This is a genomic window from Pseudomonas sp. MF09156 (genome assembly GCF_059862305.1).
On record NZ_JCBCUR010000014.1, the window covers coordinates 20,992 to 46,976 of the forward strand.

Sequence of the window (25,985 nt, forward strand, 5' to 3'; positions counted from 1 at the left end):
AAAGGGGTCGCAACATGTGGGAGCGGGGTTGCCCGCGATGGGGCATCAACGGCCTCTCGGCTGGCTCAGACGCCGCCATCGCGGGCAAGCCCGCTCCCACATTGGGTCGGGGTCGCGCAGGCGATCAGTGGTTGGACGCGTCTGCGGCCTTGATCAGGTCAGCGCCAATCAGCCCCTCGAACTTCTGCCACACCGGACGCATGGCTTCGCGCCATAGCTGGCGTTGCTCGGGGGTCAGCTCGATGATTTCGCTGGTCTTGGCGTCGATAATCTTCTGCTTGGCCGACTGGTTCAGCGCTTCGGCCTGCTTGTTCACCTCGACGGTGACTTCGACCATGATCTGTTCCAGGCTACTGCGGATGTCCGGCGCCAGGCCGTTCCAGAACTTGGCGTTGGTGATCACCATGTAGTCGATCAGGCCGTGGTTGGACTCGGTGAAGTACTTCTGCACCTCGTTGACCTTCTGGCTTTCATAGTTCGACCAGGTGTTTTCGGTGCCGTTGACAGTGCCGGTCTGCAAGCCTTGGTAGACCTCGGCAAAACTCATCTTGCGCGGGTTGGCACGGATCGCCTTGAACTGCTCCTCCAGCACACTGGAGGCCTGCACGCGGAACTTCAGGCCCCGGGCATCCTTGGGCTCGTGCAGGGCCTTGTTGGCCGACAGTTGCTTGAGGCCATTGTGCCAATAGGCCAGGCCGAGGATGTTCTTGTCCTGCATCGACGTCAGCAGTTGCTTGCCTTCAGCGGCCTGGAAACGGTCGACGGCGGCCAGGTCGTTGAACAAAAACGGCAGGTCGTAGATCTGCACCTGCTTGGTGTACTGCTCGAACTTGGCCAGGGACGGCGCCAGCATCTGCACATCGCCCAGCAGCAGCGCTTCCATCTCCTTGCCGTCGCCAAACAGCGACGAGTTGGGGTACACCTCGACCTTGACCTTGCCCGCCAGGCGCTCTTCGGCAAGTTTCTTGAACAGCAGCGCGCCCTGGCCTTTGGGGGTGTTTTCCGCTACCACGTGGGCGAACTTGATGATGATCGGATCAGCCGCCTGGGCCAGGCCTGCGGCAAACAACGTGGCGGCGCACAACAGCGCCCGAGAAAGCTTGAGCATGGGTATCACCTTTTTATTGTTGTGGTGGTGTCAGGCAAGGTGCCTGATGTGAGGCGTGTAGTGAATTTCAATTTTTTAAACACTGCGTTCGGCCAGGCCGAACACCAACCTGGGGAGCAATGCCTATCCCGCGTGGGAGTTCTGTGCTGCCAGCAGCCTTTGGGCCCGCAGCAACACCGGCGCATCCACCATCTGCCCATCAATCTGGTAGGCCCCAGCCCCATGGGCACCGGCCTCCACCACCCGTTGGGCCCAGGCCAGGTCCGCCGCACTCGGCGCCAGGGCCTCATGGATCACCGGCACCTGCTTGGGATGGATACACAGGGCCCCGGCAAAGCCCATTTCATAGGCATGCCGGATCGAGTGGCGCAGGCCCTCCGGGTCGTCGATCGCCGGGTGTACACCGTCCAGCGGTGCCACCAGGCCGGCGGCGCGCGAATGCACGATCAGCGCCAGGCGCGCCTGATCCAGGGCAAAATTCGCCGCCGCCGAGTGGCTGCTCAGGTTCAGGTCCAGCGCCAGGTCCAGGCCACCGAACGACAGGCGCTGCACTTGCGGCGCATGGGCGATTTCGGCCACCGCCAGCAGGCCTCGTGCACTTTCGATAATCGGCCAGATGACTTTGCCGGCAGCGGCGACCACCGCCACCTGGGCGGCACTTTCCACCTTGGGCAGCAACACCCCGGCCACGTTGCCGTGGGCTTTGCAGAACGCCACATCGGCAAAGTGCTCGGCGTGTTCTGGGGCATTGATGCGCACCCACACACAGGCATCGGGGTTGGCCGTTAAAAACCCGCCGAGGTTGTCCCGGGCCTGGCGCTTGAGCGGTTCTTCCACCGCATCTTCAAAATCCACGATCACCGCATCGGCACCACTGGCCAGTGCTTTGGCAAAGCGCTCCGGGCGGCTGCCCGGCACGAACAAGGCAGAACGAATCAAAGGCATCACAGAACTCCTGATTAGATAACGCCGCGCGCGCGCAGGCTGTCGATGGCCTCACCCGAGTAGCCCAGCGCCTGGAGAATTGCCTGGCTGTGCTGCCCCAGTCCCGGTACGCCGTCCATACGCGGGCTAAACGCGGCGTTACGCGCCGGTGGCAATAACGACGGTAACGGCCCGGCCGGGCTGTCGATTTCACGCCAGCTGTCGCGGGCCTTGAGTTGCGGGTGGTCCCACACGCCTTGCATATCGTTGACCCGTGCACTGGCGATCTGCGCGTGTTCCAGACGCTGGATCACGGCCTCGGTGTCGAGTTGGGCAAAGCTGTCGACAATGATCTGGCGCAGCACTTCGCGGTTGGCTGAACGCTTGAAGTTGGCCGAGAAGCGTTCATCCGTCGCCAGCGTCGGGGTGAGCAGTACCTTGTCGCAGAACGCCGCCCATTCGCGTTCGTTCTGCAAACCGAGCATCACCGTGCCGCCATCGCCGGTGGGGAACGGCCCGTAGGGGTAGATCGTCGAATGCGCCGCGCCGGCCCGCGGTGGCTGCGGGGCACCGTCGAAGGCGTAGTACATCGGGTAGCCCATCCACTCCACCAGGCTTTCCAGCATGCTCACGTCAATGCGGCTGCCCTTGCCCGTCTTGCCGCGCAATAGCAGTGCCGACAGGATGCCGCTGTAGGCGTACATGCCGGCGGAGATATCCGCGATGGAACAACCGGCCTTGGCCATCTGCTCTTCACCGGGGCCACCGGTCACCGAAAGAAAACCGCCCTCGCTCTGGATCAGCAGGTCATAGGCTTTCTTTTTCTCGTAGGGCCCGCCTTCACCGTAGCCGGAAATATCACACACAATCAGTCGTGGAAAGCGCGCCTGCAGCGCCTCGAACGCGAGCCCCATACGCGCCGCCGCACCGGGTGCAAGGTTCTGCACCAGCACGTCGGCATCGGCCAGCAAGGTGTCGAGGATAGCGCCGGCCTCCGCCTGCTTGAGGTCCAGGGTCAGGCTTTCCTTGGAACGGTTGGTCCACACAAAATGCGAGGCCAGGCCGCGCACGCGCTCGTCGTAGCCACGGGCAAAATCACCGCTGCCCGGGCGTTCGATCTTGATCACCCGCGCCCCCAGGTCGGCCAGTTGGCGGGTACAGAACGGCGCAGCAATCGCGTGTTCCAGGCTGACCACGGTGATGCCGTCCAGCGGTCGTTGATTAGCAGTCATGACAATTCCTCAAAGCCAATGGGCCATGGATACGGCGTTGCGCAGGTTCCAGACTTTTTCGATCAAGGCGCTGGCCTGGGCCGGCGTGCGGGCGCCGCTGAACTGGCAGAGGCGCTGGAACTTGTCCGCCAACTGCACTCGGTCCAGGGTGTTGCCCGGGTCGCCCTTGGGCTCGTCAATCGCACCATGCAACGTGCGGCCATCGACGCAGGTCACGGTGACGCGGCCCAGCCAGCGCTGCGGATAGGCGTCGTCGACTGCGCGGTCGAAGATCATGCTGACCTTGTCGCGGAACGCAGCGACGGCGGGATCGCTCAGGGCCCACTGATGAAACTCGGTAAGCCCGGCTTTGCCGTGCACAGCAATCAGGCCGAGCACGGTACCCATGGAGAACTTGGCCTGGTGCACGGTGGCCGGTACGGTCACGCGGCCGAGCACATCAATAGCGCCTTGGTACACGCGGGTCTCGACCCTGGCGATATCCGCAGCGGCCAGGCCTTCGCGCTGCATCAAGTCCAGCAACGCATCGGCGGCCGGGTGGGTATGGCGGCACGAAGCGTGGAACTTGAACGAGGTTTCCAGCAGCGCCCAGCGGCTACCGAGGCCTGCGGACAATTTGCCCGGCTCGGCGTCAGTGGACATACCCGCCGCCAAACCCTGCTCGCCTTCGAGGATATTGCGCGCACCGCTCAAGCCATCCGCCGTCAGGTACGCGGCCAGCAAGCCATCCGCTGCGGCCTTGGCGGTGTGCAACTGCTTGGAGTCAGCGGCATCGCGCAGGAACTCCCAGAGCCCGGCGGCCTGGGTGCCGGCGCTGCCGAGCAGGTTGATGAATTGTTCTTCGTTGAAGTCCAGCAACTTGCCCACGGCCACCGCCGCCGCCAAGGTGCCGACTGTGGCCGTGGTGTGGAAGATCCGGTAGTGGGAACGGCCCATGAACTCGCCGATGCGAATCCCGGCCTCATAACCGGCCACCGCGGCCAACAACAACTCGCGACCGGATTTGCCGAGATCTTGCGCGGCGGCCAGGGCAGCGGGAAACACCACCGTCGCCGGGTGCAGCACCGAGCTGTTGTGCAGGTCGTCCTGCTCCACCAGGTGCGATGAGGCCGCGTTGAGCAGCGCGGCAAAATACGCGCTGCTGCTGCCACCGTTGACGATTATCTGCGAAGGCCCGGTGGCCGGGCCCATCTTTTGTGCATAGCGCTCGAACAAGGGAATCGGGTGCGAACCTTGGCTGGCCAGCGCCGAGGCCAGCCAATCCAGATACAGTTCTTCGATACGCGCCAGCACCGCGTCGGGCAATTGCGCGTCATTCAACTCGGCGAGGAACCGGCACAAGGCTTGGGTATGGCTCATGCTCAGGCCCTCAGAAGCTGCGTGGCAGCTCGAGCAGATGCTCGGCCACGTACGACAGGATCAGGTTGGTGGAGATCGGCGCCACCTGGTACAGGCGCGTCTCGCGGAATTTGCGCTCCACGTCGTACTCGCAGGCAAATCCGAAGCCGCCGTGGGTTTGCAGGCAGGCGTTGGCCGCTTCCCAGGACGCCTTGGCCGCCAGGTACTTGGCCATATTGGCGCTGGCCCCGGCATTGACGCCGCGGTCGTATTCCTCGCAGGCACGCCAGCGCATCAGGTCCGCCGCCTCGATTTCGATATGGGCTTCGGCAATCGGGAACTGCACCCCCTGGTTCTGCCCGATTGGCCGGCCAAACACCACGCGGTCGCGGGCATAGGCACTGGCCTTTTCGATAAACCAGCGGCCATCGCCGATGCATTCGGCGGCGATCAGCGTGCGTTCGGCGTTGAGGCCGTCAAGGATGTATTTGAAGCCCTTGCCCTCCTCGCCGATCAAGCTGTCGAGGGGCAGCTGGAGGTTGTCGAAGAACAACTCGTTGGTCTCGTGGTTGACCATATTGGCGATGGGCTGCACGGTCAGGCCGTTGCCGATGGCCGCGCGCAGGTCCACCAGGAAGATCGACATGCCCTCGGACTTTTTCTTCACCTCGGCCAGCGGCGTGGTACGCGCCAGCAGGATCATCAGGTCGGAATGCTGCACCCGCGAGATCCACACCTTTTGCCCGTTGATCACGTAGTTGTCGCCGCGCCGAATCGCGGTGGTCTTGATCTTGGTGGTGTCGGTGCCGGTGGTGGGCTCGGTAACGCCCATGGACTGCAGGCGCAATTCACCGCTGGCCAGCTTGGGCAGGTAGAAGCGCTTTTGCGCCTCGCTGCCATGACGCAACAGGGTGAACATGTTGTACATCTGGCCATGGACGGTGCCGGAGTTGCCGCCACAACGGTTGACCTCCTCGAGGATCACCGAGGCTTCGGCCAGGCCCAGGCCGGAGCCGCCGTATTGCTCAGGAATCATAGCCGACAGCCAGCCAGCGTCCGTCAGGGCCTTGACGAAGGCTTCGGGGAAACCCTTTTCTTCATCGATTTTGCGCCAGTAAGCGGCGTCGAATTCAGCGCACAAGGCGCGCACGCCTTCGCGGATGGCGTTGAGTTCTTCGTTGTCATTGGGGTTCATTAACGGCTCTCCGCCTGTTGTTCTTGGATTATTCGAAATGCACTTCAGCCTGCTGCGCCAGGCCAGCAGCGTTACCGGCCCACAGCTGGGCGACACCGGCCGCCGTCACTCGCCCGCCCACCTCAAACGCCTGTGGCGCAATCAACGGACGCACGCCGCGATAGGCAAAACGGCGCAAGGTGGCTTCGGGATGTGCCCGGCAAAAGGCGCGCAGGCTCAAGGTGGCGATCAGCGGCCCATGCACCACCAGCCCCGCATAGCCTTCGGTGCCGGTCACGTAGGGGTAGTCGTAGTGAATGCGGTGACCGTTGAAGGTCACGGCGCTGTAGCGAAACAGCAAGGTCGGCGTGGGCTCGATCGCCTCACACCAGTCGCCCCGGGCCAGGGCATCGCCGCTGCCGGCCTTGGGCGGTGTGGGCTCGCGGTAGACGATGTCCTGTTCCTCACGGATTGCCAGGCGGCCCTCCTGGGAGTAGTCGTGGCGCACGGTGACAAACAGCAACGAACCGCTGCGCCCGGTCTTTTCCTCGACCTGGGTGATGGTCGACACGCGGGTCGCCGCCTCACCGGCACGCAAGGCGTGCAGGAACTCGATACGCCCACCGGCCCACATGCGGTTGCGGTTATCGGCCGGCGGCAGGAAGCCGCCACGGGCCGGGTGGCCGTCGGCGCCCAGGGCGGTTTCCGCCAGCGGGTCCTGGAAGAAGCACCACTGCCATAGCGGTGGTAAATCTGCTCCGTCGTCCGGCACCGCCTCGCCGAAGGTGGCGGCAATACGCTTGAGTAGGTTACGGCTCAAATGGTCGTGGGCGGTTTCGCTTCGGCCAATCCAATCAGTGGCGCTCATCGGGGGCAGGTCCTCGGGCAGTGAGTGTCTGCCCCGGATCATGCAAGCGCCTGGCCGTTCTGAGAATTTGCATTTCAATAAACCAGCGTTCGGCTATGCTGAACGCCGCTATCTTCACCTGGGAGCCTTGCATGCACTTCGACCTGGCCGACCTGCGCCTGTTTATCCATATCGCCGAATCCCCCAGCCTGACCCAGGGTGCCAAGCGTGCGTTCCTCTCGCCGGCAGCCGCCAGTGCACGGATCAAGGCCCTGGAGGGCCAGTTGGATACGCGCCTGCTGTACCGCGACAGTCGCGGCGTGGAAGTCACCCCGGCCGGTGAACGGCTGCTGCACCACGCGCGGCTGATCATGCGCCAGGTCGATTACCTGAAAAGCGAATTCACCCAATATGGCGCCGACTCCGCCGGGCATATCCGTATCTTTGCCAATACCACGGCAGTCACCGAGTTTCTCCCGGAAATCCTCGCTGGTTTCCTCTCCCAGCGCCCCGGCGTGACGGTCGACCTGCAGGAGCGCCTGTCCCGTGACATCGTGCGCGGGGTGCTCGACGGCACCAGTGACATGGGCATCATCGCCGGCCCCGTGCAGGCGCCGGGCTTGCAGGTCTTGCACTTCAGCACTGACCACCTGGTGCTGACGGTGCCGGTGGGCCATCCCCTGGCCAACCAGCCGTCAGTGACCCTGGAACAGACCCTGGCCTATCAGCATATTGGCCTGCACGAAGGCAGCACCTTGCTCAGCTTCTTGCGTGAACACGTCGAGCACCTGGGCAAGCAACTGTCCCTGCGCATCCAGATGTCGAGTTTCGAAGCCATCTGCCGCATGGTCGAGGCCGGAGTCGGCATCGGCATCATCCCCGAGTCCGCCGCCGTGCGGCACAGTCGGACCATGCAACTGGTGAGCATCAAGCTCGATGAAAGCTGGGCGGTGCGCGAACGCAGCATCCTGGTGCGCGAGCTGGATGCCCTGCCGGGCGCGATCCGCGCGCTGATTGCGACCCTGAGGCCAGCCGTTTAACAGTCTTTGACAGTTTCCCGACAAAGCTGCCAAAGACCCCTGCCCCCGCCGTCCCTAGGATTTGAGCCTTCCTTGGAACGACGAAGGCCATCATGCGTTCAAAAACGATCTACCTCGCTGCCACTTCTGTGTGCCTGATCACCTGCACCCAACTGTCAGCCGCCGCCGACTGGCAATACAGCCTGCAAGCCGGGGCAGCCAACCTGCCGCGCTACAGCGGCAGCAATGAGCGCATGACCGCGCCCATGCTCGGCGCAAACATCGTCAGCCCGTGGGGGATTTTTCTCGATACCAACAAGGGGCTGGGTTGGGGTTATGAAGATGACAACCTCAGTTTCAATGCCTATGTCGGCGCCAGCACTGCGCGCAAGGACCAGAAGAAAAGCACCAGCCTGGGCTCCGACCGGCTCAAGGGCATGGGTCAAATCAAGTCGCGGCCGCAGTTCGGCGTGAGTGCCAGCTATACCCTGGGCACCGCAATCCTCGGCGCAACCCTGGAACATGCGCTGGAGCAAGACGATAAAAAAGACAGCGGCAAGGCGTTTACCTCCCTGGAACTGAGCATTGGCACCAACCTGTATGACGGTGACTACGGCACCGTGGACGCCAGCCTCAACAGCCGCTTTGGCGATGGCAACTATGTGCAGACCTGGTATGGCGTGACCACCGGCCAAGCCCAAAGCAGCCGCTTTCGCGCGTATGACGCCAAGGGTGGGATGGTCAGCCGGGGCTTGAACCTCGATTGGAGCGTGCCGCTGGGCGACCACACAACCTTCTCGACCTTGCTGGATGTGCAGTATTTGTCCGGTGATGCGGGCAAAAGCCCGATTGTGGAACGCAGGATGCAGACGTCGGTGATGGGCGTGTTGAACTACACCTTTTGATTTGCAAACCCAATCAGACAGGGGGGGCTGGCTTGCCGGTCGCCGCATTGCTGCGATGATCATTCGCTCTTTTTGGGTTGTTGGGGGGGGGTGTATATATCCGTTGCTGCGGTTACGGCCACTTAGGGTTCCGCCCTTACGGCGGGTCACTTTCGAAGAGCGCGAAAGTAACCAAAGCGCTTTTGCCCCACCACTCGGTGCCTCGCCTAGGCTCGGCATGCCCGCAGTCAGGCATTGCTCCGTGGGCCCGCCGCGATCGGCCATCCATGGCCGTGTCGCGGCTACCCCGGCATCCATGCCGGGGTGCCCACTGCGCAATACCTGCCTGCGGCCATCGTGGTTTAACGGGGCGCCTAAGATCAAAAGCCAGATCAAAAGCAGAGCAACAGCAAAGCCAGAGCGCGAAGCTGCATTCGCCTGTGGGAGCTGGCTTGCCTGCGATGGCGGCCCAATAGATCGCCACAGAGTGTCAGGTACCCAACGTCATCGTTTACGACCATCGCAGCGAGGCGGCGACCCGACTAGCCAGCCCCACATTTACAACCTTCATGAGTTTGCAAAAGGTTAGTCGGCGTAGGCCCAGGTCATGCGGAACGACGCCCCGCCCCACTGCGAATCCAGCACCTGCACCTGTCCGCCATGCCACTGGCTGACCCGCTGCACCAGCGCCAGGCCCAGGCCAAAGCCGCCGGTGCGGCGGTCGCGGCTGGCGTCCAGGCGCATAAACGGCTGGAAGATTTTCTCCCGGCCGTCTTCGGGTACGCCGGGGCCGTCGTCGCACACCCGTACCTCGTAGCCACTGCCAAATTTGACCAGCGATACCTCTACCCGCTGCTCCGCGTAACGAATGGCATTGCGCAGCAGGTTGATCACCGCGCGCGCCATAAACCGTGGTTCGATCTGGATGAAATCAACTTCACAGGTGCGCAGCGACAACTGGACGCCTTCGGCCTCGGCTTCCAGGGCCACGCTGCCGATCACACTGTCGAGCCAGCTTTGCGCCTCGATATTCTCGCGGGTGACCTGCGTCGCGCCACGCTCAAGACTGGCGTAGGTCAACAGCTCAGAAACCATATCCTCCAGCTCGCCGAGGTCGGCGTACATGTCGCCAATCAGCGCGCGGCTCTGGCGCGGGTCGGCTTCCTGCTTGAGCTGATCGAGCTCAAACGACAAGCGCGCAATCGGGGTGCGCAACTCATGGGACACCGCGTTGGTCAGCTCACGCTGGTTGGCGATCAGGTGCTCGATGCGCTCGGCCATCTGGTTGAAGTGCCCGGCCAGCTCGCGCACGCTCGAGCGCCGTGGCAGTAAGATGCGCGAGCCCAGGTCATTGTTACCAAAACCCTGGGCCGCCACGCGGATATGCTCCAGGTCGCGCCAATGCGGGCGCACCCAGAAATACAGGACGATGGCCAGGCACAGGCCCAACAGGCTATAGGCCCACAGGTACAGCCAGCGCGGTTCCACCGGGAGTTTGACCTGGAGCAACTGCGCGCCGCCGTCGATTTCGGTGATGAACTCCATGAAGTCGCCGCGCACCACCAACTTGCCGTCAGCCAGTATTTGTTGCTCGCGAGGGTCGAATCCCGCCGCCTTGCGGTCGATAAAACCCAGGCGCAATCCATAGTGCTTTTGCAGCTCGGCCAGGCGCGCCTCGCGAGCTGCGCCCGCCGGCAACGGGCGTAATTGCTCCACCAGGCCGTAGGCCGGGCCGCGCATGGCTTCGCGGTTGTAGGTCTCGTTGGCTTCGGGCAGCAATTCATCGAAGGTGTAGTTCACCAGCCAGATCGCCCCGGCCAGGCCCAGGGCCAGGATGATGTACAGACGCAGGAACAGGCGCAACATCGGGCTAGACCTCCCAGGCAAACGGGTTGAACAGGTAGCCCTTGCCCCAGATGGTCTTGATGCACACCGGCTCACGGGGGTTGTCATTGAGTTTGTTGCGCAGCTTGCTGATATACACATCGACACTGCGGTTGAGCCCGTCAAAGGCGATCCCGCGCATGCGGTTGAGGATATCGTCGCGCGAGAGGATCTTGCCCGCACTGCTGGCCAGCAACCACAGCAGCTCGAATTCCATGGTGGTCAGGTCGATCTTTTCGTCACCCAGGCTCACCCCTCGGCAACTGCGGTCAATCGCCAACTGGCCGAACGCCAGGGAGCCGCGCACCGTCGGCTCCGGCAGATGGCGGCGCTGCAAGGCCCGCAAGCGTGCCAGCAACACCGGCGGCTTGATTGGCTTGATCACATAGTCATCGGCGCCGGACTCCAGGCCGAGGATATGGTCCAGGTCGTCTTCCTTGGCGGTGAGGATCACGATGGGGGTGTCGGACACATTGCGGATCTCGCGGCACACATGCAGGCCGCTCTGGCCCGGCAGCATCAGGTCGAGCACGACGATCTTCGGTTTGAACGCCAGGAACACCGCCAACGCCTCATCGCCCCGGTGCACCACGCGCACTTCAAAGCCATGCTGTGACAGAAAATGCGCGATCAGCCCTGCCAGCTTCTCATCGTCCTCAACGAGCAGGACCTTGCCCAGACCCAAGTTTTCCATAAGTTTCCACTGTGCCAGCGCCGATTGAAGTGCGCGCATTATAGTGGGCAACAGCGATCCACAAGCGCACGCAGGGCCCCATACAGCAGGGCTTTGACGCAAACTTCATGTTTTTAAGAGTTTTTTACAAATAGCCCGCAGTCTTTCACGGGCGTTTGAGATCAGGCCGGCACGCCGCTGTGGAAACGGAACTCGACGTCCGGTGATTCGATCAGTTCCTGCTCAGCGGCGCGGACCCGCTCGATCACTTGGGCAACATCCTTGGCATCGCCGTATTGATAGGCCAGCTTCAGATAGCCCTGAAAGTGTCGCGCCTCGCTTTTCAGCAGGCCAAAGTAGAACTTGCCGAGTTCTTCGTCCAAATGCGGCACCAGTGCTTCGAAACGCTCGCAACTGCGCGCTTCGATAAAGGCGCCCACCACCAGGGTGTCCACCAGTTTCACCGGCTCGTGGCTGCGCACCACCTTGCGCAAGCCCGAGGCATAGCGGCTGGCGTGCAGTTGGCGCAGTTCGATCTTGCGCTTTTTCATCAAGCGCATGACTTGCTCGTGGTGGACCAGTTCTTCGCGGGCCAGGCGCGACATCATGTTGATCAGGTCAACATGGGAGTGGTACTTGGCAATCAGGCTCAAGGCGGTGCTGGCGGCCTTGAACTCGCAATTCTTGTGGTCGATCAGCAGGGTTTCCTGGTCGGCCAGTGCGGCCTGGACCCAGGCGTCAGGGGTGCGGCAACCGAGGAATTCATGGATTTCGGGCAGGTTCATCGGGCTCACGGGCAAAGGATCACAAAAGGCCGCCGATTATACCGACCCCGCCGCAGACCACCAGTCACGGGCCTTGATGTGCATCAACATGACGTACGGCGGGCAACAACTATAGTTGTTCGAAGCCTTGTCCTTCCCACCCTTGGAGATCCCGCTCATGAACGAAATTGGCAAAATCCTGGTGATCATCGAGCCCGAACACTCGGAAAGCCTGGCGCTCAAGCGCGCCAAGCTGATCGCCGGGGTGACCGACGCTCACTTGCATTTGCTGGTGTGCGATGAAAAGCATGAGCATTCGGCCTTGTTGAGCTTGCTCAAGGCCGGCTTGCAAGAGGATGGCTATAGCGTCAGCACCGAACAGGCCTGGCACAACAACATGCATAAAACCATCATCAGGGTGCAGCAGAGCGAGAGCTGCAAGCTGGTGATCAAGCAGCACTACCCCGACAGCCCGCTGAAAAAGGCCCTGCTGACACACGAAGACTGGAAACTGCTGCGCTTGTGCCCGGCCGCCGTGCTGCTGGTCAAGACAGCGACCCCATGGACCGACGGGGTGATCCTGGCGGCCATCGACGTGGGCAACCTCGATAACGAGCATAAAGCCCTGCACGCCGCCATCGTCGATCATGGTTTTGACATCGCCAGCCTGGCCAAGGGCCAGTTACATGTGATCAGCGCCCATCCGTCGCCCATGCTGTCGGCAGCTGACCCGGTGTTCCAACTCAAGGAAACCATCGAGGCCCGCTATCGCGAGCAGTGCAAGGCGTTCCAGGCCGAGTTCGACATTGACGACAGCCGGCTGCACATCGAAGAAGGTCCGGCCGATGTGCTGATCCCCCATGCCGCCCATAAACTGCGCGCGGCGGTCACGATCATAGGCACCGTGGCACGCACCGGGATTTCCGGGGCGCTGATCGGCAATACAGCGGAAGTGGTGCTCGATGCACTGGAGAGCGACGTGCTGGTGCTCAAGCCCCAGAGCATCATCGATCACCTGGAGGAACTGGCCAGCAAGGCAAAATGAAGATCAAACATGTGCGAGCGGGCAAGCCCGCTCCCACTGGGGATCTTGGCGGTGCAGAGTATTTTGGCCACACCGCAGAGCAATTGTGGGAGCTGGCTTGCCTGCGATAGCGGTGGGTCAGTTGACAGATGCCTGACTGACACGCCGCCATCGCGGGCAAGCCCGCTCCCACAGGTTGATCAGCGACAGTCAGTGGCCTAGTGCATCCTTGAGGAAGCCTGGCGCGATGTAGCGCTGGTAATGCGCTTCGGACAGGATAAAAAACTCCCGATCAATGGCATCGCGCAGTTCCGGCAGGTTCCAGTCGCGAAACTCGGGCATCAGCACCATGCCGTAGGCGTCCAGGTTGTTGATCACCCGGGCGCCCCGGGCGATCAACTGGTAGGCCCAGCAGTATTCGGACTGGTGCGGCACAAAGCGAATTTTGCGCTGCTCCAACTGCCAGCGCAGCCGTTTGGGGTCGAACACCTCCAGTTTGCCCGCCATCACCTGAACCAGCAGTTGCTCAAGCCGCAGCCATACTGCGCGCTTTTCTTCCTCGCCATAGCCGTTCCACTGGATCACTTCGTGGTGGAAACGCTTGCAGCCCCGGCACACGAGATCGCCGTAAACCGTGGAGCACAGGCCGATGCAGGGGGTCTTGATGGTGTGATTGGACATGGGTGGCAGCGCACAAATCAGCGAAACAGTGGCCCATGTTAGCCCTTTGTCTAAGGTTCATCACCCTGCAAACTTGCTGCGGCAACTTACCTTTAGAAATTTTTTGCCGTAGAATCATCCGGCCTTGTAAGGCGCCAAATAATCCGTTGGAAGCTGTTTTCAAAGCGTCACGAGCACAGTCGTTCCTTCAGAACGGTGTTGGCGCTGGTTATTTACCCTCCAAATAACCAGCACCAACCCTCATCAGCTCCGTTCTGCAGGCGTAAAACTTTGAAAGCAGCTTCTGTGAGAAATGCCGGCAGCGCTGGCTCTACGGCCCAAAAAGCCCTCGAGCGCATGCGTGCCGTGCATGTCTGGATGAGCGTCCCGTGGGACCACTGATGAGGGTAATAACTGTGCTTGAAGCCTACCGCAAACATATCGAAGAGCGTGCAGCCCTGGGTATCGTTCCCCAGCCGCTAAACGCCGAACAAACCGCAGGCCTGGTCGAGCTGCTGAAAAATCCCCCGGCTGGCGAAGAAGAGTTCCTCGTTGACCTGATCACCAACCGCATTCCACCAGGCGTTGACGAAGCTGCCTACGTCAAGGCCGGTTTCCTGTCTGCCCTGGCCAAGGGCGAAGTTTCTTCTCCCCTGATCGACAAAAAACGCGCTGTTGAACTGCTCGGCACCATGCAAGGCGGCTACAACATCGTGACCCTGGTCGAGCTGTTGGACGACGCCGAACTGGCGGCCGTTGCAGCTGCCCAGCTCAAGCACACCCTGCTGATGTTCGATGCGTTCCACGACGTCGCGGAAAAAGCCAAGAACGGCAACCAGCACGCCAAGGAAGTGATCCAGTCCTGGGCCGACGGCGAGTGGTTCAAGAACCGCCCGACCCTGGCCGACAAGATCAGCCTGCGCGTGTTCAAGGTCACCGGCGAAACCAACACCGACGACCTGTCCCCTGCTCCCGATGCCTGGTCCCGTCCTGACATCCCGCTGCACGCCCTGGCCATGCTGAAAATGGCCCGTGAAGGCATCGTGCCGGACGAGCAAGGCAAGACCGGCCCGATGAAGCAGATCGAAGAAATGCGCGGCCAGGGCTTCCCGATCGCCTACGTCGGTGACGTGGTCGGTACCGGTTCGTCCCGTAAGTCGGCGACCAACTCGGTACTGTGGTTCTTCGGCGACGACGTACCTTATGTGCCTAACAAGCGCGCTGGCGGCTTCTGCTTCGGCAGCAAGATCGCTCCCATCTTCTACAACACCATGGAAGATGCTGGCGCACTGCCAATCGAATTCGACGTCACCAACATGCACATGGGCGACGTGATCGACCTGTACCCGCATGCTGGCAAAGTCTGCAAGCACGGCACCGATGAAGTCCTGACCACCTTCGAAATGAAGACTCCGGTCCTGTTGGACGAAGTTCGTGCCGGCGGCCGTATCCCGCTGATCATCGGCCGTGGCCTGACCGAGAAGGCTCGCGCCGAGCTGGGTCTTGGCCCTACCGACCTGTTCAAGCTGCCTGAAGCCCCTGTCGACACCGGCAAGGGTTTCACCCTGGCCCAGAAAATGGTCGGCAAGGCCTGCGGCCTGCCAGAAGGCAAAGGCGTTCGTCCAGGCACCTACTGCGAACCGAAGATGACCACCGTGGGCTCCCAGGACACTACTGGCCCCATGACCCGTGACGAACTCAAGGACCTGGCATGCCTGGGCTTCTCGACCGATCTGGTGATGCAGTCCTTCTGCCACACCGCGGCCTATCCAAAGCCGATCGACGTGACCACCCACCACACCCTGCCTGACTTCATCATGACCCGTGGCGGTGTATCGCTGCGTCCGGGCGACGGCATCATCCACAGCTGGCTGAACCGCATGCTGCTGCCGGACACCGTGGGTACCGGTGGTGACTCCCACACCCGTTTCCCGATGGGCATTTCGTTCCCGGCCGGTTCTGGCCTGGTAGCGTTCGCCGCAGCCACTGGCGTAATGCCACTGGACATGCCGGAATCGATCCTGGTGCGCTTCAAAGGCAAAATGAAACCTGGCATCACCCTGCGTGACCTGGTGCATGCCATCCCTTACTACGCGATCCAGTCCGGCCTGCTGACCGTTGAGAAGAAAGGCAAGAAAAACGCCTTCTCCGGCCGCATCCTGGAAATCGAAGGCCTGAACGACCTGACGCTGGAGCAGGCTTTCGAGCTGTCCGACGCCTCGGCCGAACGTTCGGCTGCCGGTTGCACCATCAAGCTGTCCAAAGACTCCGTCACCGAGTACCTGAACTCCAACATCACCCTGCTGCGCTGGATGATCGGTGAAGGCTACGGTGATGCACGTACCCTGGAACGCCGTGCCCAAGCGATGGAAGCCTGGGTTGCCAACCCTGAGCTGATGGAAGCCGATGCCGACGCCGAATACGCCGAAGTCATCGAGATCGACCTGGCTGAAATCAACGAGCCAATCCTCTGCGCGCCAAACGACCCGGACGACGCCCGTCTGCTGTCCAGCGTTGCTGGCGAGAAGATCGACGAAGTGTTTATCGGTTCGTGCATGACCAACATCGGTCACTTCCGCGCTGCCGGTAAGTTGCTGGAGCAGGTCAAGGGTCAGCTGCCAACCCGTCTGTGGCTGTCGCCGCCGACCAAGATGGATGCTCACCAACTGACCGAAGAAGGCTACTACGGCATCTACGGCAAGGCTGGCGCGCGCATGGAAATGCCGGGCTGCTCGCTGTGCATGGGTAACCAGGCTCGTGTTGAGCCGAACTCCACTGTAGTGTCGACTTCGACCCGTAACTTCCCGAACCGTCTGGGTGATGGCGCGAACGTCTACCTGGCTTCGGCCGAGCTGGCGGCAGTCGCTTCCACCCTGGGTCGCTTGCCGACCGTCGAAGAGTACATGGGCTACGCGGCGAAACTGGACACCATGGCCAGTGACGTCTACCGCTACCTGAACTTCGACCAGATCGCCGAGTTCCGCAAAATCGCAGCAAGCGCCAACATCCCGGTGGTTCAAGCCTAAGGGTGTGTTGATGTGAAGAACGCCGCGTATCGCAAGGTACGCGGCGTTTTTTTATGCCTGGAAAAACCTGCCAGGCACTGGCTGTCGACGACCTTTCTCCCACGACCTACCAGATCAGGTAGTTGTCCCGCCACACCTTGAAGACCGAAACTCTCTACACCCTGATGCCCGCGTCATGGGATCTGCCTGCTTTGGATGTACTCGCGCTGTATGCCGTACTACTTCTAATAAAAACAGCCAAACCTTGTCCTCGATGCCCGAACCCGGTGGCAGGGGCGCTCTCACCCGTTTTTAAGTGATTAATGGAGGTGTGTTATGTGGCGCAACCAATACGTGATCAAGAACGTCTTCAAGGACTATGCGGTGTCGGTGGAACAAATCGGCGATGCCCCCGATAAAAAGAACGTACTGCTGGTCAATGGCGCCATGGCCACCACATCGGCCTTTGCCCGCACCAGCAAATGCCTGGCCGAACACTTCAACGTGGTGCTGTTCGACTTACCGTTCGCCGGAAACTCCCGGGCTCACAACCCGAGCCGTTGCCTGGTGACCAAGGACGACGAAGTACAGATCCTGCTGGCGCTGATCGAAGGCTTCAACATTCACCATCTGGTCTCCGCCTCCTGGGGCGGCCTGTCGACCCTGCTGGCCCTCGCGCAAAAGCCGGACAACATCGAAAGCTCCGTGGTGATGTCATTTGCCCCCGGACTCAACGGCCCGATGCTCGACTACGTCAGCGGTGCCCAGGCCCTCATGGCCCGGGATGACAATGCAGGTATCGGCCACTTGCTCAACCAGACGCTGGGCAAGCACCTGCCGCCCCGGCTCAAGACCGCCAATCAACAGCACATGGCGCAGTTGATCAACGCCGAACAACATCAAGCGCGATTCCATATCGACCAGGCCCTCAAGCTCAATGAAGGGGCTTACCTGCCGCAGTTGTCGAACATCGACAGCCATGTGCACTTCTTGAACGGTGCCTGGGACGAGTACACCAGCGCCATGGACGTGCAGCGCTTCAAACAGTACATCCGCGACTGCAGCTTCTCCACGGCCGAGTGCAGCGGGCATTTTCTCGATCTGGAGTCCAGGGCCGCGGCCAACGGCGTGCACCGCGCGCTGCTCGGCCATCTACTGAGGCAGCATGACGCCCGGCCAGAGGCGTTCTGCATGCCGCCCCCTCAGCAAGCGCAGTTGAGCTTTGCCTGAACACTTTTGAGCAAGGATGTAGATGATGCGAGTAATCATGATTGCCATCGGATCGGCCGGTGACGTTTTTCCCTTCATCGGCCTGGGCGCAGCCCTGACCCTGCGCGGCCACCAGGTGACGCTGTGCAGCATGCCGGCGTTTCAGCGCACCATCGAGGCACGGGGCCTGGCGTTCGTGCCGTTGTGCGATGAAGCGACCTACAACGCCGCCATGGGCGATCCTCGGCTGTGGGATCCGAAAACCTCCTTCGCCGTGCTGTGGCAAGCCATCGCCGGCCTTTTAGAGCCGGTCTACGATTATGTAACCGCCCATAACACCGACGATACGGTGGTGGTGGGCTCGCTGTGGGCCCTGGGCGCTCGAATCGCCCATGAAAAATATGGCTTCCCTTACCTTTCCGTCCAGGTGTCTCCCTCAACGCTGCTGTCGGCCCACTTGCCGCCCGTACACCCCACGTTCAATGTGTCGCCCCGCTTGCCATTGACGGTGCGCAAATTGCTCTGGCGCGGGATCGAATACCTGAGCCTGGACCGAACCTGTGCCCCACAAATCAATGCGTTACGTCGCAAGCGTGGTTTGCCAGGCGTGGCGAAGAACATCTTCAGCCAATGGATGCATGCGCCCCACGGGGTGATTTGCCTGTTCCCCGAATGGTTCGCCCCCGTACAGCAAGACTGGCCACAACCCTTGCACATGGCCGGTTTCCCGCTGTTCGACGGTGGCACCCTGGGGCTCGATGAACAGACCCGGGCCTTTCTGGATGCAGGATCGGCCCCCGTTGTCTTCACCCAAGGCTCCACTGAGCACTTCGACCAGCAGTTTTACCGCTTCGCCCTGGAAGCGCTGCACAGGGTCGGCGCACGTGGCATTTTTCTGACCGGTGATCGGCCACTCCTCAACGACCTGCCACCCACTGTGCTGCAGTGTCCGTTTCTGCCGATGAGTTCGCTGTTGCCCCGCGCCGCCGGCCTGGTCCACCCCGGCGGCATTGGCGCCATGAGCCTGGCCCTGGCGGCCGGCATTCCACAGATTGTCCTGCCGATTGCCCATGACCAGTTCGATAACGCCGAACGACTGGTGCGCATGGGGTGTGGGATACGTCTTGCCCTGCCATTGGACAGGCATGACCTGCAAGGTGCGATCTCAGCGCTCTTGCATGACACCCGGTTGCAAGGGGCGTGCCTTCGGGCGAGCAACCTGATGCCCACGGATGCTGCGTCCTGTGAAACAGCGGTCATGGCCATTGAGCAGTGCCACGCGCGCCACTCCCTGCCTCGCCTGTGCCGAGCGTCATAAACACGGCCTCCACGGCAAAAGTACCGTGCCAGAGCCGTCGGCACAGCGCCGGAAAAGTTTGACAGAAATATCTCGTGGGCTAGATTGCCAAAGGTTCCAGGAATCGAGGCGACTGTCCATGGAGAAGGAGAACGACCTCATCCGCTGGTGGAATCGCTTGCGGATAGAGATGCTCACGCAACAGGAAGGGGCACAAGTGTTCGCACTGCTGGAGCGGGAAGTGTTGCAACTGGGGTTCGAGTACTACGCCTATGGCGTACGCCACCTGACCCCGTTTACCCGCCCTAAAACCAAGATTTACGGCTCCTACCCCGAAACATGGCTGGAGCATTACAAGGAGCAAAACTACGCGGCGGTCGATCCGTCGATTCTCAGTGGCTTGCGTTCCACCGAGATGGTGCTGTGGAACGACGCACTGTTTGATAACAGCCGCAAGCTATGGCTGGAAGCCCGGGATTGGGGCTTGTGCATCGGCGCCACACTGCCGATTCGCAGCCACGATCATTCGCTGCGGGTACTGTCGGTGGCCCGGCGCCAGGACCAGATTTCCCAGGCCGAAAGCGACGAGATTCAATTGCGCCTGCGCTGCATCCTCGAACAGGTGACACAGCGCCTGACAGACCTTGGCCATAGCGAACGCTGCCATCAGTCGGTATGCCTCAGCCAGCGGGAGCGGGAGATTTTGCAGTGGACCGCCGATGGCAAGAGTTCAGGCGAGATCGCGCTGATCCTGACCATCTCCATCAACACGGTGAATTTTCACCTCAAGGCCATCCAGAAGAAATTCGGGGCGGCCAACAAGACACTGGCGGCAGCCTATGCCGCCGCACTGGGCCTGATCTAGGGCCCGCCGATCACGATAAGGACATCCAATGATCAGCATCATCACCCGCCATCACCATGAACTGTCTGCAGCCCTTGAGGACGATCTGGGTCGCTACCGGCACGAAGTGTTCATCCAGCAACTGGGCTGGCAACTGGACTCCACCTACGCCCTGCCCCAACGCGAATTCGACCAGTTCGACCAGGCCGACACGCGCCACATCCTCGCCCTGGACCCAAAAGGCCAGGTCTGCGGTTGCGCGCGGCTGCTGCCAACCACACAACCTTATCTGCTGTCGGAAGTCTTCGGCTTTCTGTGCGACCAGCCGAGCCCACGCAGCAGTGACACCTGGGAAGTGTCGCGCTTTGCCGCCCGCGCCCTGGAAAAAGGCCGCCTGCCGATGCGCGTCTGGTGGAACAGCCTGCACCATGCCTGGAGCCAAGGCGCCAACCGGGTGGTGGCGGTGACCACGCCGGCGCTGGAGCGCTACTTCCTGAAAAATGGCGTGCAGCTGAGTCGCCTCGGCTCCCCGCAACGGGTGAACAAAGACCATGTGGTAGCGCTGAGTTTTCCTGCCTGGCAGAAAAACGGCCGACTCGCGTTACAGGCGCAGTCGGCCGTTGCCTAGCTGAATGTACGAATAAAGCCGAGGTAGCCGGCTCTGGTCACATCAAGGGATCAGCGAGTAAATCAGCGAGGAGATGGCTACCAGGCCGACCAGGGTTACGAACACATTGGACATCTGCCCGCGGTACTTGGCCATGGCCGGCACCTTGCGGATCGCGTACATCGGCATCAGGAACAGGATCGAGGCGATGATCGGCCCACCCAATGTCTCGATCATCCCCAGGATGCTCGGGTTGAGCGTGGCCACGATCCAGCACACCACCAGCATGAAGCCTGCGGTCATGCGGTCCAGGGCCTTGGCGCCCGGACGACGGCCGCTCTTCACGATCAGGCCCTTGAGGCCTTCGCTGGCACCGATGTAGTGGCCCAGGAACGACTTGGCAATCGCCACGAACGCAATCAACGGCGCAGCAAAGGCGATGGTCGGGTTATCGAAGTGGTTGGCCAGGTAAGACAGGATCGACAGGTTCTGCGCCTTGGCCTCGGCCAGTTGGCCTGGCGACAGGGTCAGCACGCAGCTGAACACGAAGAACATCACCATCGCCACCATCAACAGGTGCGCGCGGGACAGGATCTGCGAGCTGCGCTCTTCGGCGTGGGCGCCGTACTGGCGCTTTTGGTCAACGGCAAAGGCCGAGATGATCGGCGAGTGGTTGAACGAGAACACCATCACCGGAATCGCCAACCACAGCGTGTGCAGCAACGCTGACGGTGCCGGCACAGTGCTGGCAGTGCTGAGAATGCCGCCGTTCCAGTGCGGCACCAGGTACACCGCCAGAAACAGCAAGGCGACGATAAACGGATAGACCATCAGGCTCATGGCCTTGACGATCACCTGCTCGCCGCAACGCACCACGGCCAGCAGGCCCAGGATCAGCACGAACGACAGCAGCGCCCGTGGCGGTGGCTCGATGTGCAACTGGTGCGACATGAAACTGCCGACCGTGTTGGTCAGCGCCACGCTGTAGATCAGCAGGATCGGGAAGATGGCAAAGAAGTACAGCAGGGTGATCAGCGCACCGGCCTTGATGCCGAAATGCTCTTCAACCACCTCGGTGATGTCCGAGCCCGCACGCCCCGACAGCACAAACCGGGTCAAGCCACGGTGTGCGTAGTAGGTCATGGGGAACGCCAGCAACGCGAGGATCAGCAACGGCCAGAAGCCGCCCAAACCTGCGTTGATGGGCAAAAACAAAGTACCGGCACCAATCGCCGTGCCGAACAGGCCAAGCATCCAGGTCGTGTCCTGGCGGCTCCAGCCCGTGAGGGTTACAGGTGTCGTTGCGTAGCGTTCATCGACGCTATTGGCCTGATCATTCATCCGCTCGGTTCTCCGCTTTCATACGATCGCGACGAGTCAGAAAAACCTGACAGGCAGCGCCACAACCGCAACAGGGGCGCGATTGTCCGGGATTCGCTTGAATAAGCAAAGACTTAGCTGAGGAATGGTTGTGCGTAGCAGATAAATCAGATTGACGACAATTTGTTTGAACCCGGAACGTTACGCCAGTGCGGGCCACTCAAAAAGCGCTCTTTACCAAACCCTGGAGACTCAAGCATGACTACATTAGGACTGAATTTGTTCAATGCCGGCCAATTGGTCGATAGCGTAACGTCTTGCGTTGCCGATCACATCGAGGCACGGGAAAAGCTCAAGCAACCCCAGAATCAAACCTTCTCGTTTGGTGGCGTTGAATACACCGCCGCGCCCAAGCCTCGCAACACCCTGATCCCCACACCTCGAATCGGCTAAACGTTCGCGACCTGCCAGGGCACGGATCTATTGCGCAATAGATTCGTCGCCCTCTATCCGCCCCGCCGTCGCCCCGTGGCTGGGATGCAACGGCCCGGGACACGCTTGAACATGCATAGGCGTCGGTGAGGAATGGGCGTGCAGTGCAACTGCGCTCAAGCAGCCAATAACCCTACAACCGCCACCCAAACACAAAGTTTATACATACTTAAAATCTGCAAGTTACGCCGACCTATTTGTAGGAATAGACCTACTTACATTTCCCGCTTCATATTTAACATTCAAATTATCTTTTAACTTAATTGCCAATGGAATTGTTACAAACATATACCCAGGCATTGATAGCGCTCCCTATCAGCCCTATATTTCCCCCGCCCCAATATAGACAACAACAAAAAAAACAACTTATCAAATCCCCTCCCGGAGTTATTTAATGCGTAAATACAATGCTATTTTTGCAGGCCTGTTTCTCGCTGGGCTGCTTACCCCGCTCACCAGCCAGGCACAATGGGCAACGTCCGATATTCGCGCACTGGCCGCCTCGCCTCAGTGGCTGACCACCAAGGTCTACATCGAGGGCGCACCGCACGTAGACGTCAAGGACAAGTACCCGGGGGTGGTTGGCATCTCCACGTGGGACCCGGAGCGCAATCGTTATGAGTTCTTCTACGCCGACACGGGGTTGTCAAAGTATGAGCATGGCGGCGGCGGTTACTTCCTGGTCACGGGCGACAAGAAAAACCACATCCTGGTGCCCGACAAAGGCCCGATCAGAAGCGTAGTGCGCCGGCTGGAAGTCTTGAACAACCAGGAGTTCACCTACTCTCGGGAAGTCCCGCGCGACATGCTCGAAACTACTGAAACCGTGCGCATCTATGTTGTTCACGCACCTTACAAAGGGCCGATCAAAACGTCCACCTCCCACTAACTTCATATTAATACCCCACGCAATATCCATAAAACCAACAAAAAGACACTACCTATGAAAACCCAACTCAAGTCCTTACTGATATCTACCGTTTGGTTATCCGCCCTTATTTCGAGCGGTGCCAATGCACAACCGATAGCCAAAGAACCTGTTGCCACTCCCGACAACGCAGTCATGCTGACGGTATTTCTAAAACATGACCAATCACGCCCACTAAGCGAACTAAGGGCACAACTGGCCAAACAGGAGTTCTATAAGGTATTTCCACCGGCGGGCGTAGAAGTCGTCAGTTGGAACATCACCATGGGTATCGGACAGGTCATTGTCCTACGCCTGCCCGCCTCTCGCCTGTCAGCGGTCAACCTGGCATTGGAAAACACCGCCTGGGGGACCTACAGGACCGAGTTCTTCCCGACCTATGATTTCAAGGAAATCGCCCAGGCCGAACAAAACAAGGTACGCCAGGCCCAGTAACACCCCACTCGATGCCAGCGTCTTCAGCCTATGCAGACGCTGGCATCCCCGCGCCAAAGCCTTGCATCCAGGGAAGATCTTTCACCCGCAAGCATTTCGCACTGCAAAAAATGCCGCATAATCCAGGACTCAAACCCCACAACAAGAGCCGCCCCATGCCCGCCACTGTTCTGGTCCTGGTTGAAACCATCAATGACTACCTGCCCATCATCGAGAGCAATGGCTTTCATGTGATCCTGGCCCCGACACCGGCCGAACGCAGCCAGGCCATCAAGAGCCATGGCGCACAGATCCAGGCCGTGCTGACCCGTGGCCCGCTGGGCTTGCATGCCGATGAGATCGCCGCCCTGCCCTTGCTGCAAATCATCTGCGTGATCGGCGCGGGCTATGAGCAGGTGGACCTGCAGGCCGCCAGCAATCGCGGGATCGTGGTGACCAACGGTGCCGGCGTGAATGCACCGTCGGTGGCGGACCACGCCATGGCGCTGCTGCTGTCGATGGTGCGCGATATTCCCCGGGCCGATGCCGCAGTACGCCGCAGCGAATGGCCCAAGGTCATGCGCCCGTCCCTCGCCGGCAAGCAGTTGGGCATCCTCGGCCTGGGCGCGGTGGGCCTGGCGATTGCCCGGCGCGCGGCCCTGGGGTTTGACATGCAGGTCAGCTACCACAGCCGCCAGCCCCGCAACGATGTGGACTACACCTACTGCGCCACGCCAGTGGAACTGGCCCGCAACTCCGACTTCCTGGTCATCGCCACCCCCGGCGGCCCTGGCACCCGCCACCTGATCGACCGCCAGGCCCTGGATGCCCTGGGGCCCAACGGTTTTGTGGTGAACATCGCGCGGGGCAGCGTGATCGTCACTGCCGACCTGATCAGCGCCCTTGAACAACGGCGCATCGGCGGGGCAGCGCTGGACGTGTTCGATGATGAACCCAACGTGCCCGACGCCCTCAAGCGGCTCAGCAACACCGTACTCACCCCGCATGTGGCCGGGCTGTCGCCTGAAGCGGCCCACGACACCGTGCAACGGGTGGCAGACAACCTGCTCGAATACTTCGCCGGGCGCCCGGTCCTTACACCGGTCGCCTTGCCTGCGCCCGAAAAGTGACCGATCAGGCACGCTGATTGCCGTCCAACACGCTAGCCTATTAAGCCGTCGCCGCCTTGTGGCGGGTCGGCTGTGCGCATTAGATTAGCCAATAGTCCAAGGCCTCAAGAATAAGCAGAAGGGATAAGCATGGCGCTCAATGACCAATCCACCCAGATTCGCCCCGGCGAAGAACTGGATGCCAGCCTCATCGACCCCTACCTCAAGGCCCATATCCCGGGCCTGAGTGGCAGCGCCAGAATCAGCCAGTTTCCGGGCGGCGCCTCCAACCTGACCTATCTGCTGGAATACCCCGAACAGGAATTCGTGCTGCGGCGCCCGCCCTTCGGGCACAAGGCCAAGTCAGCCCACGACATGGGCCGAGAGTTCCGCATTCTCAACCAGCTCAAGGATGGCTTCCCCTACTGCCCCAAGGCCTACGTGCACTGCACCGACGAATCGGTGATCGGCGCCGAATTCTATGTAATGGAGCGGGTCAAGGGCATCATCCTGCGCTCGGACCTGCCGCCGGAGCTGGGCCTGGACGCAGAACGCACCGAAGCCCTGTGCAAGAGCTTTATCGACAAGTTCGTCGAACTGCACCAGGTGGACTACCACGCCTGCGGCCTGGCCGACCTGGGCAAGCCCGAAGGTTACGTGGCACGCCAGATCAGCGGCTGGAGCGATCGCTACGAGAAAGCCCTGACCCCCGACGCCCCGAAATGGGAAGCCGTGCGCGCCTGGCTCAACGACAAGATGCCCGCCGACCACCCCACCTCAAGCATCGTGCACAACGACTATCGCTTCGACAATGTGATCCTCGACCCCGACAACCCGATGCAAATCATCGGCGTGCTGGATTGGGAACTGACCACCCTGGGCGACCCGCTGATGGACCTGGGCAACAGCCTCGCCTACTGGATCGAAGCCGCTGACCCCGCGCCCGTGCAACTGATGCGCCGCCAACCGAGCAACGCTCCCGGTATGCTCACCCGCCGCCAGTTTGTCGACTACTACGCCGAGCGCTCAGGCATCCAGATCGACAATTTCGACTTCTACTACACCTACGGCCTGTTCCGCCTGGCCGGCATCGTGCAGCAGATCTACTACCGCTTCTTCCATGGCCAGACCCAGGACAAACGCTTCGCGCAGTTCATTCACATGAACAAGCTGCTGGAGCAGATGAGCCTGAACGTCATCCACAAATCCACGCTCTGACCCGACAAGGA

The 25,985-nt window shown here is 61.0% G+C and carries 24 protein-coding genes; 13 read left to right on the plus strand and 11 right to left on the minus strand.

What is annotated here, in order from left to right; genetic code table 11:
* Nucleotides 1-124 precede the first annotated feature (124 nt).
* The 6 genes from AC19YY_RS23610 to AC19YY_RS23635 form a co-directional block, all read right to left on the minus strand.
* Nucleotides 125-1,108, minus strand: a complete 984-nt coding sequence (locus AC19YY_RS23610) for a TRAP transporter substrate-binding protein (protein ID WP_170041092.1) — start codon at nucleotides 1,106-1,108, stop codon at nucleotides 125-127.
* A 123-nt stretch (nucleotides 1,109-1,231) separates the two neighbouring features.
* Nucleotides 1,232-2,053: an HpcH/HpaI aldolase/citrate lyase family protein gene (locus AC19YY_RS23615; RefSeq protein WP_170041090.1), complete on the minus strand. Its 822-nt coding sequence runs from the start codon at nucleotides 2,051-2,053 to the stop codon at nucleotides 1,232-1,234.
* A 14-nt stretch (nucleotides 2,054-2,067) separates the two neighbouring features.
* On the minus strand, nucleotides 2,068-3,264 hold the full coding sequence (locus tag AC19YY_RS23620) for a CaiB/BaiF CoA transferase family protein (protein ID WP_169957078.1): 1,197 nt from the start codon (nucleotides 3,262-3,264) through the stop codon (nucleotides 2,068-2,070).
* Between the two features lie 9 nt (nucleotides 3,265-3,273).
* Nucleotides 3,274-4,623, minus strand: coding sequence for an MmgE/PrpD family protein (locus AC19YY_RS23625; RefSeq protein ID WP_500604958.1), 1,350 nt, complete (start codon nucleotides 4,621-4,623; stop codon nucleotides 3,274-3,276).
* A 10-nt stretch (nucleotides 4,624-4,633) separates the two neighbouring features.
* Complete coding sequence (locus AC19YY_RS23630) at nucleotides 4,634-5,797, minus strand: acyl-CoA dehydrogenase family protein (protein WP_500604959.1); 1,164 nt, start codon at nucleotides 5,795-5,797, stop codon at nucleotides 4,634-4,636.
* A gap of 28 nt (nucleotides 5,798-5,825) precedes the next feature.
* Nucleotides 5,826-6,644, minus strand: a complete 819-nt coding sequence (locus AC19YY_RS23635; protein WP_500604960.1) for an HTD2 family dehydratase — start codon at nucleotides 6,642-6,644, stop codon at nucleotides 5,826-5,828.
* A 131-nt stretch (nucleotides 6,645-6,775) separates the two neighbouring features.
* Between AC19YY_RS23635 and AC19YY_RS23640 the strand changes: the two genes are divergently transcribed.
* Both AC19YY_RS23640 and AC19YY_RS23645 read left to right on the plus strand, forming a co-directional pair.
* The gene (locus tag AC19YY_RS23640; RefSeq protein ID WP_170041597.1) at nucleotides 6,776-7,663 is read left to right on the plus strand and encodes a LysR family transcriptional regulator; all 888 of its coding nucleotides are present in this window, start codon (nucleotides 6,776-6,778) and stop codon (nucleotides 7,661-7,663) included.
* A 92-nt stretch (nucleotides 7,664-7,755) separates the two neighbouring features.
* A complete protein-coding gene (locus AC19YY_RS23645) occupies nucleotides 7,756-8,547 on the plus strand; it encodes a MipA/OmpV family protein (protein WP_500604961.1) in 792 nt (263 codons plus the stop codon).
* Between the two features lie 564 nt (nucleotides 8,548-9,111).
* Here AC19YY_RS23645 and AC19YY_RS23650 read toward each other — a convergent pair.
* The 3 genes from AC19YY_RS23650 to AC19YY_RS23660 form a co-directional block, all read right to left on the minus strand.
* Complete coding sequence (locus tag AC19YY_RS23650; protein WP_169957368.1) at nucleotides 9,112-10,392, minus strand: ATP-binding protein; 1,281 nt, start codon at nucleotides 10,390-10,392, stop codon at nucleotides 9,112-9,114.
* A 4-nt stretch (nucleotides 10,393-10,396) separates the two neighbouring features.
* Nucleotides 10,397-11,104 carry a winged helix-turn-helix domain-containing protein gene (locus tag AC19YY_RS23655; protein ID WP_169957369.1) on the minus strand — a complete coding sequence of 236 codons (708 nt, stop codon included), beginning with the start codon at nucleotides 11,102-11,104 and terminating at the stop codon, nucleotides 10,397-10,399.
* A 161-nt stretch (nucleotides 11,105-11,265) separates the two neighbouring features.
* On the minus strand, nucleotides 11,266-11,868 hold the full coding sequence (locus tag AC19YY_RS23660) for a MiaE family protein (protein WP_029294839.1): 603 nt from the start codon (nucleotides 11,866-11,868) through the stop codon (nucleotides 11,266-11,268).
* A 157-nt stretch (nucleotides 11,869-12,025) separates the two neighbouring features.
* Between AC19YY_RS23660 and AC19YY_RS23665 the strand changes: the two genes are divergently transcribed.
* Nucleotides 12,026-12,892, plus strand: a complete 867-nt coding sequence (locus AC19YY_RS23665) for a universal stress protein (RefSeq protein WP_500604962.1) — start codon at nucleotides 12,026-12,028, stop codon at nucleotides 12,890-12,892.
* A gap of 189 nt (nucleotides 12,893-13,081) precedes the next feature.
* Here AC19YY_RS23665 and AC19YY_RS23670 read toward each other — a convergent pair whose 3' ends face one another.
* Entirely contained in the window at nucleotides 13,082-13,552 is a 471-nt protein-coding gene (locus tag AC19YY_RS23670) for a DUF1289 domain-containing protein (protein WP_170041082.1), read from the minus strand.
* Between the two features lie 395 nt (nucleotides 13,553-13,947).
* Here AC19YY_RS23670 and acnB point away from each other — a divergent pair, with 395 nt between their 5' ends.
* The 5 genes from acnB to AC19YY_RS23695 all read left to right on the plus strand — a co-directional run bounded on the left by acnB (nucleotide 13,948) and on the right by AC19YY_RS23695 (nucleotide 20,514).
* A complete protein-coding gene (acnB, locus tag AC19YY_RS23675; RefSeq protein ID WP_169955792.1) occupies nucleotides 13,948-16,557 on the plus strand; it encodes a bifunctional aconitate hydratase 2/2-methylisocitrate dehydratase in 2,610 nt (869 codons plus the stop codon).
* Nucleotides 16,558-16,872: 315 nt separating this feature from the next.
* Nucleotides 16,873-17,766, plus strand: coding sequence for an alpha/beta fold hydrolase (locus tag AC19YY_RS23680; protein ID WP_170041081.1), 894 nt, complete (start codon nucleotides 16,873-16,875; stop codon nucleotides 17,764-17,766).
* A gap of 25 nt (nucleotides 17,767-17,791) precedes the next feature.
* Nucleotides 17,792-19,063, plus strand: a complete 1,272-nt coding sequence (locus tag AC19YY_RS23685; protein ID WP_170041596.1) for a glycosyltransferase — start codon at nucleotides 17,792-17,794, stop codon at nucleotides 19,061-19,063.
* Nucleotides 19,064-19,181: 118 nt separating this feature from the next.
* Complete coding sequence (locus AC19YY_RS23690) at nucleotides 19,182-19,907, plus strand: autoinducer binding domain-containing protein (protein WP_169955743.1); 726 nt, start codon at nucleotides 19,182-19,184, stop codon at nucleotides 19,905-19,907.
* A gap of 28 nt (nucleotides 19,908-19,935) precedes the next feature.
* Complete coding sequence (locus tag AC19YY_RS23695) at nucleotides 19,936-20,514, plus strand: acyl-homoserine-lactone synthase (RefSeq protein ID WP_169955744.1); 579 nt, start codon at nucleotides 19,936-19,938, stop codon at nucleotides 20,512-20,514.
* Between the two features lie 42 nt (nucleotides 20,515-20,556).
* On the opposite strand, the gene AC19YY_RS23700 is transcribed toward AC19YY_RS23695, so the two are convergent.
* A complete protein-coding gene (locus AC19YY_RS23700; RefSeq protein WP_169955745.1) occupies nucleotides 20,557-21,834 on the minus strand; it encodes an HAAAP family serine/threonine permease in 1,278 nt (425 codons plus the stop codon).
* Between the two features lie 237 nt (nucleotides 21,835-22,071).
* Here AC19YY_RS23700 and AC19YY_RS23705 point away from each other — a divergent pair, with 237 nt between their 5' ends.
* The 5 genes from AC19YY_RS23705 (at nucleotide 22,072) to AC19YY_RS23725 (ending at nucleotide 25,974) form a co-directional block, all read left to right on the plus strand.
* Nucleotides 22,072-22,266, plus strand: a complete 195-nt coding sequence (locus AC19YY_RS23705) for a hypothetical protein (RefSeq protein WP_169955746.1) — start codon at nucleotides 22,072-22,074, stop codon at nucleotides 22,264-22,266.
* A 433-nt stretch (nucleotides 22,267-22,699) separates the two neighbouring features.
* Nucleotides 22,700-23,194, plus strand: a complete 495-nt coding sequence (locus tag AC19YY_RS23710; RefSeq protein ID WP_500604963.1) for a DUF4822 domain-containing protein — start codon at nucleotides 22,700-22,702, stop codon at nucleotides 23,192-23,194.
* Between the two features lie 54 nt (nucleotides 23,195-23,248).
* Nucleotides 23,249-23,668, plus strand: a complete 420-nt coding sequence (locus AC19YY_RS23715; RefSeq protein WP_169955748.1) for a hypothetical protein — start codon at nucleotides 23,249-23,251, stop codon at nucleotides 23,666-23,668.
* A gap of 155 nt (nucleotides 23,669-23,823) precedes the next feature.
* Nucleotides 23,824-24,777: a 2-hydroxyacid dehydrogenase gene (locus AC19YY_RS23720; protein WP_169955749.1), complete on the plus strand. Its 954-nt coding sequence runs from the start codon at nucleotides 23,824-23,826 to the stop codon at nucleotides 24,775-24,777.
* Nucleotides 24,778-24,906: 129 nt separating this feature from the next.
* A complete protein-coding gene (locus tag AC19YY_RS23725; RefSeq protein ID WP_169955750.1) occupies nucleotides 24,907-25,974 on the plus strand; it encodes a phosphotransferase family protein in 1,068 nt (355 codons plus the stop codon).
* Nucleotides 25,975-25,985 lie beyond the last annotated feature (11 nt).